Annotated in this window: 12 protein-coding genes; 7 read left to right on the top strand and 5 right to left on the bottom strand. The window is 53.4% G+C overall.

Annotated elements, in window-relative coordinates; translation table 11 throughout:
- Window positions 1-51: 51 nt before the first annotated feature.
- From J7M22_05800 to J7M22_05780, 5 genes are all read right to left on the bottom strand, one after another.
- Window positions 52-1,656 (bottom strand): hypothetical protein, encoded by a 1,605-nt coding sequence (locus J7M22_05800; protein ID MCD6506123.1) that lies wholly within the window; start codon window positions 1,654-1,656, stop codon window positions 52-54.
- Between the two features lie 17 nt (window positions 1,657-1,673).
- Window positions 1,674-2,933, bottom strand: a complete 1,260-nt coding sequence (lysA, locus tag J7M22_05795; protein ID MCD6506122.1) for a diaminopimelate decarboxylase — start codon at window positions 2,931-2,933, stop codon at window positions 1,674-1,676.
- A gap of 70 nt (window positions 2,934-3,003) precedes the next feature.
- Window positions 3,004-3,387 carry a DUF5615 family PIN-like protein gene (locus tag J7M22_05790; GenBank protein MCD6506121.1) on the bottom strand — a complete coding sequence of 128 codons (384 nt, stop codon included), beginning with the start codon at window positions 3,385-3,387 and terminating at the stop codon, window positions 3,004-3,006.
- Entirely contained in the window at window positions 3,384-3,614 is a 231-nt protein-coding gene (locus tag J7M22_05785) for a DUF433 domain-containing protein (GenBank protein MCD6506120.1), read from the bottom strand. Before J7M22_05785 ends, J7M22_05790 begins: the two co-directional genes overlap by 4 nt.
- A gap of 38 nt (window positions 3,615-3,652) precedes the next feature.
- Entirely contained in the window at window positions 3,653-5,095 is a 1,443-nt protein-coding gene (locus J7M22_05780; protein ID MCD6506119.1) for a TldD/PmbA family protein, read from the bottom strand.
- Window positions 5,096-5,399: 304 nt separating this feature from the next.
- Between J7M22_05780 and J7M22_05775 the strand changes: the two genes are divergently transcribed.
- The 7 genes from J7M22_05775 to J7M22_05745 all read left to right on the top strand — a co-directional run bounded on the left by J7M22_05775 (window position 5,400) and on the right by J7M22_05745 (window position 9,293).
- A complete protein-coding gene (locus J7M22_05775; GenBank protein MCD6506118.1) occupies window positions 5,400-5,930 on the top strand; it encodes a class I SAM-dependent methyltransferase in 531 nt (176 codons plus the stop codon).
- 3 nt (window positions 5,931-5,933) lie between these two features.
- Window positions 5,934-6,188 carry a hypothetical protein gene (locus J7M22_05770; GenBank protein ID MCD6506117.1) on the top strand — a complete coding sequence of 85 codons (255 nt, stop codon included), beginning with the start codon at window positions 5,934-5,936 and terminating at the stop codon, window positions 6,186-6,188.
- Complete coding sequence (locus tag J7M22_05765; protein MCD6506116.1) at window positions 6,181-6,411, top strand: hypothetical protein; 231 nt, start codon at window positions 6,181-6,183, stop codon at window positions 6,409-6,411. The genes J7M22_05770 and J7M22_05765 overlap by 8 nt, the downstream gene beginning before the upstream one ends.
- Complete coding sequence (locus J7M22_05760) at window positions 6,384-6,590, top strand: TraR/DksA C4-type zinc finger protein (GenBank protein ID MCD6506115.1); 207 nt, start codon at window positions 6,384-6,386, stop codon at window positions 6,588-6,590. The genes J7M22_05765 and J7M22_05760 overlap by 28 nt, the downstream gene beginning before the upstream one ends.
- Before the next feature lie 253 nt (window positions 6,591-6,843).
- Window positions 6,844-7,944, top strand: a complete 1,101-nt coding sequence (locus tag J7M22_05755; protein ID MCD6506114.1) for a histidinol-phosphate transaminase — start codon at window positions 6,844-6,846, stop codon at window positions 7,942-7,944.
- Window positions 7,941-8,792 (top strand): prephenate dehydrogenase/arogenate dehydrogenase family protein, encoded by an 852-nt coding sequence (locus J7M22_05750; protein ID MCD6506113.1) that lies wholly within the window; start codon window positions 7,941-7,943, stop codon window positions 8,790-8,792. Before J7M22_05755 ends, J7M22_05750 begins: the two co-directional genes overlap by 4 nt.
- Before the next feature lie 48 nt (window positions 8,793-8,840).
- A complete protein-coding gene (locus tag J7M22_05745; GenBank protein MCD6506112.1) occupies window positions 8,841-9,293 on the top strand; it encodes an amidohydrolase family protein in 453 nt (150 codons plus the stop codon).
- Window positions 9,294-9,333: the final 40 nt, after the last annotated feature.

Raw genomic sequence — 9,333 nt, 5'->3', positions numbered from 1 at the left:
TTTGAGGGGGTGGGCTCGCTTTCAATTGTCAAATGGGCCCCTTTTCAATTGTCAAAGTTCGGAAAGTGTGCCCGAAGTGGGCCTCTTTTCGATTGTCAAATGGGCCCCTTTTCGGTTGACAAAAACACCACCCCACGGAGGATAGATAACTCCGCCCTCTCTGTAACACATATCTATGAAAGCCCAAAAGGCACAGAAGGTCCCCAGGGCAGCGGCAAGGATCATGACGGGGAACAGCCGTCGGAGGTTAATCCCGGCCTGTTCCGCCAGTTTAAATCCCTCCAGCGTATGTGGCATCGGATGCGCCCTATATCCACGATTGAATCCCCACAGAAGCCCGAAAACCGTTAGATTCTGTGCACCTAACCTGCGTGAGCCGATCGTGAGAACCATGATGTTATGCGGTGTGACGGGGAACATCTCGTGAGTCGGCGGCCCTAGCTCGGCGCGCATCCGTGTTATGCTTATGCCGATCAGATAGTAGAGCAGAAAGTAGATCGTTCCAACCCATAGCGCCATTCCAGCCTTGAAGGTGAAGCCCAGAAGATACCCGAAGGCTAGAAGGAGTATTATCAGCATACTCCTGTAGCTCATCGCTTCATCGGGAGCTTTAACACCTCTGAGGGCCGCTCGGACGACACCGCTCAGATACCTGCGGCTCGAGAGGAGAGCTATGATTGCCAGCATCAGATACGCCCCTATCGCCTGTTGCCCCGAATAAGGGAATCCGGGAAGGCTGGATAATCCCAGCGCGCTTCCCAAAACTTTTTCCATCTTCCAGATCAGATAGAAGAACCAGAAGGAGAAAGACATGTCGAGCGGCATGAAGAAGGAGAGGCCGATAGCGAAGGGGAAGGCATAGGTCGGCGTCCATCCTATAGCGTTCCACGGCTTGGAGGTGAAATACCTTCCGATCTCATATCTCCTCACGGGTATTTCCGGTAGAACGGGGAATATGATATGCAACCCGTTCAATAGATCTATCCCGCCTGCGAGGGCAAACCCCATCCACATCAGCTTCGACCTGAACAGCATCCCGTTTCTTCGGCTCATCATCAGCGGCAGTTGAACGATCGGGTAGGAGAGCCTCTCCTGCTCTATCCATCGCCTTCTGAGGATGGAGTTTATGCAGACCATACCCGTTGCGAGGACGGTGAAGAAAGAGGTCCACATCAGCACGGGTCTGATCCAGTGTTCGATTCTCGCCATGGAGTAGAGCGATACGCCGCCGAAATAGTATATCTTTAACTCCCTCTCGTCCGACATCACCAGCCAATCGGGCAGATATCTCCAGAAGAGTGATTTCCAGTCGTTTTCAGGCGTAGCATACCAGAACCCATGTGTAAGCGCTGGCACCACCGTCTGCATCATATCATGTCCTGACATCGCGCTCGCTATCGACAACATCACATAGACGGTCAGGAGTTCCCCTTCCTTGAGGGCCACGGAAGGGAGAAAAAACCTCAGGACGGAGTTAAACGCCACCATAAGCAGAAGCACGATTATGACGTTATAAAACAGGGAGAGGGTGGTGGGTAGGCCGCTGAGCGTAACATGATTGTTCACCAGAAAGAAGATATTCGGAGGGATGAGGATCAGCCCTATGAGAACTGATCTTTTGGTAACTCCGGGATTGAGATCTCGGCCTTTGGGCATACTCCCCTCGGTCTTTACTACATCAGCTCTCCTGGAATCGCCTCGCCTCTGATGAGATCGAGATATGTCTCCCGTTTTCTGACGATGTAGTATCTATCGTCGATCACCATCACCTCAGCTGCTCTGGGTCGAGAATTGTAATTGGATGACATCGTAAACCCATATGCCCCCGCGCTGAATATGGCCAGGAACTCTCCGGGCTCGACGAAGTTCACCTCCCTGTCTTTTGCGAAATAATCGCCCGTCTCACACACCGGCCCCACCACATCGAAGAGATCCTTACGGTCAGTTCGGATCTTGACCGGTTGGATCCTGTGATAGCTGTCGTAGAAAGCAGGGCGGATCAAATCGTTCATCGCCGCATCGACGATCAGGAAGTTCTTGGTCGGCGTGCGTTTGACGTATATGACCTCCGTGGCGAGTATTCCGGCATTGCCAACTATGAACCTGCCCGGCTCAAGCAGCAGTTTACATCCAGTCTTCTTGATGTACGGCAGGATCGCTTCAGCGAAATCATCCGCCGTTGACGGCGTCTCATCCCTGTAGATTATCCCCAATCCCCCGCCGATGTTGAGCGTGTTTATCTGGAACCCGGCCCGACGCAACTCCTCTACGAGCGGAACAACCCTTGAAAGGGCTTTGACATATGGCTGGACGGAGGTGATCTGTGATCCGATATGACAGTGGACGCCGCAGATGTCGAGGCTTTTCAAATTTTCCCTCGCCCATATATACGTCTCGAGGGCCCTATCTATAGGTATCCCGAACTTGGTCTCCTTTTTGCCGGTGGTGATGTGCCTGTGGGTATGGGGATCGACATCCGGATTGATCCTGAAGGCCACTTTGGCCTTCACTCCTATCTCCCCGGCGACCTTATCTATCGCCTCAGCCTCAGGGCGGGACTCGACGTTGAACATCAATATCCCCGTCTCCAGAGCGGCTCGGATCTCGTCATAGGTTTTCCCGACGCTGGCGTAGACGATCTTACGAGGATCGGCACCGGCTTTGAGCGCCCTATACAGCTCCCCTCCTGATACGATATCCACGCCGGAGCCCGCCTTCACCAGGGATCTTATCACGGCCAGATTGGAGTTGCTCTTTATGGAGAAACAGATCAGATGATCGATCTCGCTGAAAGCTCTCTCCAGCTTGGTGTAATGGTCGAGTATCGTTCCATGGCTGTAGATGTAGACGGGCGTTCCGACATCCCTACATATCTCCTCTACGCTCACCTCTTCACAATAAAGCTCACCATCCCGATACTCAAACCTGTCCATCTCCTTTCACCTCATGCTGCTATATTAGCATATTCCATAATATGTTTTGAACGACATCGCCTTGATGCCCTTAAAAGCTGAGGTCGACGCCGATAGGCAACAGACGAACCCTGATCCGCTGTTGCTCGATGATGACGATTGCTCCTTGCTCCAGCATCTCTTGAATGGCAGGCAGATTAGCCAAAAGAAGAGTCACCTGTCGCTTCGGATGTCGTTCTGTCGTTCGACGAAATAGGATCACAGATGGCTTTTTCTCCTGTCGGAGTGTCAATAGGGTTCCAAAGTCAGTATCGGCTGAAACTAACACTCTGTCCTCGGCAGCAGCACGAGCAAAGATCGTTTCATCATCTGCCCATTGCAGCAGATAATCCCGAACATGCACAGCATCATGTCCCGCCTGACGCAATCCTTCAGCTATTAAGGGAGAAAGGGCGTTATCTATCAGGAACTTCATGAAATCGTTACCAAGGGCAGCTCTCGCTCGCGCACCGCTTCAGCGGCGTAAAGCAGGGCTTCCCGAATGTCCTCAGATTCCAGATCAGGATATGCTTTAAGGATCTCCTCCTCTGTCATCCCGTCTGCTACCATGGCAACGATCGTTGCTACAGGGATACGTAATCCGCGAATGCAAGGTACCCCCCCCATCTGTTTCGGGTCTACTGTAATACGAGAGAACCTCATGTTTTCACCTACCTTTGTTGGTCTGCGAACCGCCGACCTCATGCCACTCCCACTCTGACCTTTCTGAACCTCGCCGGCGCTGCCCCGTGGGACATCTGCGCCCGCTGGCCCGGCTGGCCCTTGCCACAGTTGTTTATGCCCCAGAGCACGAAGTGATCCTCGTTGCAGATGGCGTCGCACGAGTTCCAGAACTCCACCGTTATCCCCTGATATGAGGGGTTCTTAAGCGGTTCGACCTTTTTGCCGTTTTTAATCCTCCAGCCAAGCTCTGTGGCGAATTGGAAGTTAATGCGCCTTTGATCTATGCTCCAGCTTTTGTTCGTCTCCATATAGACGCCATCTTTGGTGTCATTTATCAGCTCATCCAGCGTGCATTCCCCTGGCATAAGGCTGATATTGGTCATGCGTATCAGCGGTATCCTGCTCCACCCGTCCGCTCGCATGCATCCACGGCTTCTCTCCTCGCCTATGGCCGATGCGGTCTCACGGGAGGTGAGATATCCGACGAAAATGCCATCCTTTATAAGATGCCATCTCTGCGCCTCCACCCCTTCATCGTCATACCCCACCGTAGCAAGACCGTTCGGTATGGTGCTGTCGGCGACCACATTGACGATCGGGGAACCATATCGAAGCTTTCCGAGCTTATCGATCGTCAGAAAGCTAGTGCCGGCATAGTTCGCCTCCGTTCCGAGGACCCTATCAAGCTCGGAGGGATGCCCGATCGATTCGTGGATCTGCAACGCCAGTTGAGAGCCGTCAAGGATGAGATCGGTCACCATCTCGGGGCACTTCTTTGCCGTCAACAACATCACCGCCTCGTCAGCCACCCGCTCGACGTTCTCCAGAAGCGGTATTTCCTCCACCAGCTCATACCCTTTCGTCATGTACTGCCCTCTGAAGGAGGCGGGATACGATCTACGTTGCATGTCACCGTTTCCGACAGCGATCACGTGATATCCTGTGCCGGCGAAATATATCTCCTGTTCGATGAAGCTTCCCTCAGTGGATGCGAAAAACTGATGTTCGCGCGTGAAGTCCATCATCGCCTCTACGACACTTATCCCCTTGACCTTCATGGCGGCGTCGTTGATCTTCATGAGCAGATCCACCTTCCGTTCGATCGGCACCTTAAAGGGGTCCTTTTTTATCGGCGTCCGCCATACGTCCACGTGAGGAGGTTCATACGCCAGGGTTACCTCTTTGATCTTGGTTGTAGCACTCGCCTTGGCGATTTGAACCGCTTCCACAGCTACCCTCTGGATCTCCTCCTTCGATAGAGTTCCACTTGACGAGAAACCCCAGGCGCCATTAGCGATAACCCTTATGCCGAAGCCGAGATCATCATGTCTTCTCAGCTCAGATATCCTGCCGTTTTTGACGGATACGGTTTCGATTTGGGTATAGATGATCCTTATGTCGACGTATGTCGCTCCGTGCATCTTAGCCGTGTCCAGAGCGAGATCTGTGAACTCCCTCATAACCCCTACCTCGTAGGATAATGGAAGACATCTGTTGACGTTAAAGGATACAACAACTCCGCCTGAAGTGTCAAATTAAATGTATTCACTTATTCACTCCGGTTGAACATTTCATCTTGACCGGCATATTTCCATGTGCTATCATCTTATAAAATGTAACATCAGCTCTGTGAGGATGAGAGGTTTGGGAGATGATAAAGAGCTTCATCGTATCTATATCGCTGCTCGCCGCTTCACTGCTGCAGCTTTGCTGGGCGGAAGAGGCCACCAGGCTTCCTGCTGGATGAAAGCTATGAGGAAACTTATGGCTTTAAGGGAGGAAAAGATGGATAGATATCAACCTATCATCGATGAGCTGGAGAAGTTAAGGGGCGAGTTTCAGAAGGTATTGGACGTGGGATGCGGCAAGGGTGAGCTGCTCTTGGAGATAGCCGAGAGGTTTGGGGTGAACTGCACCGGGGTGGATAAGAAATCCTCTAAGATCTCATCCGCTCGATCGGCGGCAATCCGAAAGGGCCTGGGAAGCAGATTGTCCTTCCAAGCGCAAAAGGCAGAGGAGATCGATCTGGAGGATGAATCCTTCGATGTGGTGGTCTCGGCCTTCACCGTTCACGAGCTCGATGACCAGCTTCGGGGGATCAAGGAGATATATCGCGTGTTGAAAAAGGGTGGCACCTTCATCTGCCTCGATTGGGGTAAAGGCGCCAGAGTGGTCCCCTGGCAACACCCCCTTTCCCTTGAGGAGATGAAGGAGCTATGTGAGAAGGCCAACTTTAAGGAGGTCTCCGTTAGACCTTTGGATGGGAAGAGATTGCTATGTGTGGCTAGAAGGTGAGGAATGAGGGGCAATCCGTTCAGGAAAGAGATAGAGGAGATGAGAGGAGATCTGAAGGGGTTGCTCGAGAAGACAGGCGAGCTTCACGGGCATTTCTGCAGATATTCCGCCTATGGGGTCAAAGCGGGATACATCGCCATGCGTGAGCTGGGGGTGATAGAACATCTTGGCATGGAAGAGATCGTGGCTATCGTCGAGACGAACAACTGTTTCAGCGATGGCGTGCAGATGGTGACGGGGTGTTCCTTTGGTGGCTAAAAGAAATGGAGATGCCATAAGAATATCGCTTAAACCTGATTTCGCCGAATCCCGCTATGAGGTCTATCCCGAGGCCGCGGAGCTATTCGATAAGATCGTCGTCCGAAGGGAAAAGGCGACGCCCGAAGAACAGGAGAGGCTCATGCAGGTCTTCAAGGAGATGTCCATCAGAGAACTGGAGTACCTGAGGAGGAGATGTTCGATATCGAACGCAAGAGGATAAAAGTGCCCGAATATGCCCCGATATTCTCATCGGTGCGGTGTGCTATCTGCGGCGAACTGATTATGGAGACCAGAGCCAGAGTTAGAGGCGGCAAATTCGTCTGTATCGAATGCGCCGGAGATGAGTATTACCTTCTGACCGGAGCGGGTATCTCCATTGCAAAATCCGATGAGGTGTGAGACATGAGAGGCTCAAGGATAGCAGCTATCATCCTCATCCTGCTCTCCGAGCCCAGGCTCCTTACACCAGAGGGTTGACACTCAGGCAATCGAGATATGTCCGATTAAGAAGCTGGAGTTGAGCGAGATCGGCGGCGGAAGAGGGACATCCCAGCATCTTTAAAGGGATCAAACTGAGACTATAGCAGCTCCACAGTTGACGCCGATCTGCGGAGATGATAAAATTGACCGAGAAATCCCCTGGAGGTATCGGATGAGAGCCAAACCGGGCATAGAGAGCATAATACCGTATCAACCCGGCAAACCGATCGAGGAGGTACAGAGGGAGCTGGGGCTACAAGATGTGGTTAAGCTGGCCTCGAACGAAAACCCGCTCGGGCCCTCTCCCCTCGCCGTCGAGGCCATAAAACATGCTGCCGCAAAGATAAACCTATATCCCGACGGCAATGCCTACTACCTCAAACAGGACATATCGATGCACATCGGATTCCCTCCGGAGCAGATCATCCTGGGCAACGGCTCCAACGACGTCCTTCAGATCATAGGCGACACCTTCATATCGCCCGGCGATGAGGTGGTTTATTCGGAGCAGGCCTTCGTGGTTTACATGCTCGTCTCCAGGATCTGTGGGGCGAAAGAAATGACAACCCCGCTTCGCAACTATACCCATGATCTTCAGGCGATGGCCGAGGAGATCACTCCGTTTACCAGGGTCGTCTTCATAGCCAATCCGAACAACCCGACCGGCACCATCGTCACCCAGAAGGAGGTCGACGCCTTCATGGAGAAGGTTCCCGAGAACGTGCTCGTGGTATTCGACGAGGCCTATTATGAATACGTCGAGGATTCGGAGTATCCGGATACTTTGAGGTATGTCCGTGAGGGGAGAAACGTGATCGTGCTCCGCACCTTCTCGAAGATCTATGCTCTTGCCGGTCTGAGGGTGGGATACGGCATATCCACCCCGCAGATCATAGATCTCCTCAACAGAGTTCGTCAACCCTTCAACGTCAACCTCCTGGCTCAGGAGGCAGCGAGGGCCAGCCTCCAGGATGTCGAACACGTACATGAAAGCCGGCGTATCAACAGCATGGGCAAAAGGTTTCTATATGAGGAGCTGGAGAAGATCGGGCTGGAGTATGTCCCCTCCCAGGCCAACTTCATACTGGTCCATTTGAACCGTCCCGCTGATGCGGTTTTCCAGGAGATGATGAAGCTCGGCGTTATAGTGAGACCTATGGGGGGATACAGCTTCCCAAATTCCATAAGGGTGACGGTCGGCATGATGGAACAGAACAGGAGGTTCATAGCAGCCCTCAAAGAGGCGATCGATAGGGTGGAGCCGGCGGAATGAGACCGGAAAGGATAGCGATCATCGGTGTGGGGTTGATAGGCGGCTCACTCGGTCTTGCCCTGAGACGAAAGGGATTTGATGGGGTGATCGAGGGATACGGCAGACGGCGAAGTACGCTTGAGCTGGCGTTACAGATCGGAGCCGTTGACACGATCAGCCTCGATTTTGAGGAGGCGGGAGGAGCCGATGTGGTCGTCATATGTACGCCCGTGGATGCGATCCCTGACATGGTGGGGAGAATTGCCCCGTCGGCTAAAGCGGGGTGTGTGATCACCGACGTCGGCAGCGTCAAAAGAAAGGTGGTTGAACGCGCCGAGGCGATACTCAGATCGGCCAACCCATCCGTGCCGTTTGTCGGCGGACACCCGATGGCAGGCTCCGAAAGATCGGGCGTGTTGGCGGCGAAGGCGGATCTGTTTGAGGATGCAAGATGCATCCTCACCCCCACCGATTCGACCCCTCTTTCGGCCCTTGATGTGGTGAGGGAGATGTGGGAATTTGTGGGGGCAAGAACCCTGATCCTATCCCCGCACAGACATGACCAGCTCATAGCCGCTGCCAGTCACCTGCCGCACGTATCGGCATCGGCGCTGGCCGAAACGGTCGGCAAAATGGATGAGGCCTTGGACCTGGTGGCGACCGGATTCAAGGACGTCACCCGTGTGGCCTCAGGTTCGCCTAAACTGTGGAGGGAGATACTCTCGCAGAATGCGGATATGATCGTGCCGATGATCGACACCCTGATCGAGGTTCTCATCGAGTATAGAAGGCTGCTCTCAAACGGCGACGCCGAGGGGCTGGAGAGGAAACTGGAGATCGCCAAAAGGATAAGGGAGTCGGTCAATTGAATTCGCCCATATTACCGCCAAGTGTGGTGGAGACCTTGGAGCTAGCATCTGTCTTTCAGATCCACTCGGCGTTCAGACGAACTGGGGCAACATACCCGATTCCAATCCGCTTCTATACCGCTGATCCGTTCACATCGCAAAACGCGATTCGACCTCTTCCACGCCGGGTATCCTTACAGCCGTGAGATAGGGATGTTGGGGAAACATTATCCGAACGTCTGGCTCAACATGTGTTGGATGTACGTGATCACCATGGCAGGCAGCCGTCAGATACTGAGCGAATGGATCGACCTAGTGCCCGCCGAACGCATCCTGGGCTTCGGCTCCGACGTCGGCTACCCCGAGTTCGTCTACGGACATCTGATCATGGCGGGATCCTGTCTGGCGGATGTGCTGGCGGAGAAGGTTGAGAGGGATTTCCTGAGCAAAGAGACAGCCCTGGATCTGGCACGGATGATGCTGCGGGATAATCCCATGGAGCTATATGGACTTTCCCGGTAATGGCTCTAAAGCCGAGCTTAAGGCGTGTGTGGGGAAGCCG

This window comes from Candidatus Poribacteria bacterium (assembly GCA_021162805.1).
GTDB lineage: Bacteria > Poribacteria > WGA-4E > B28-G17 > B28-G17 > JAGGXZ01.
This window is presented reverse-complemented; position numbering and strand designations above follow the sequence as displayed.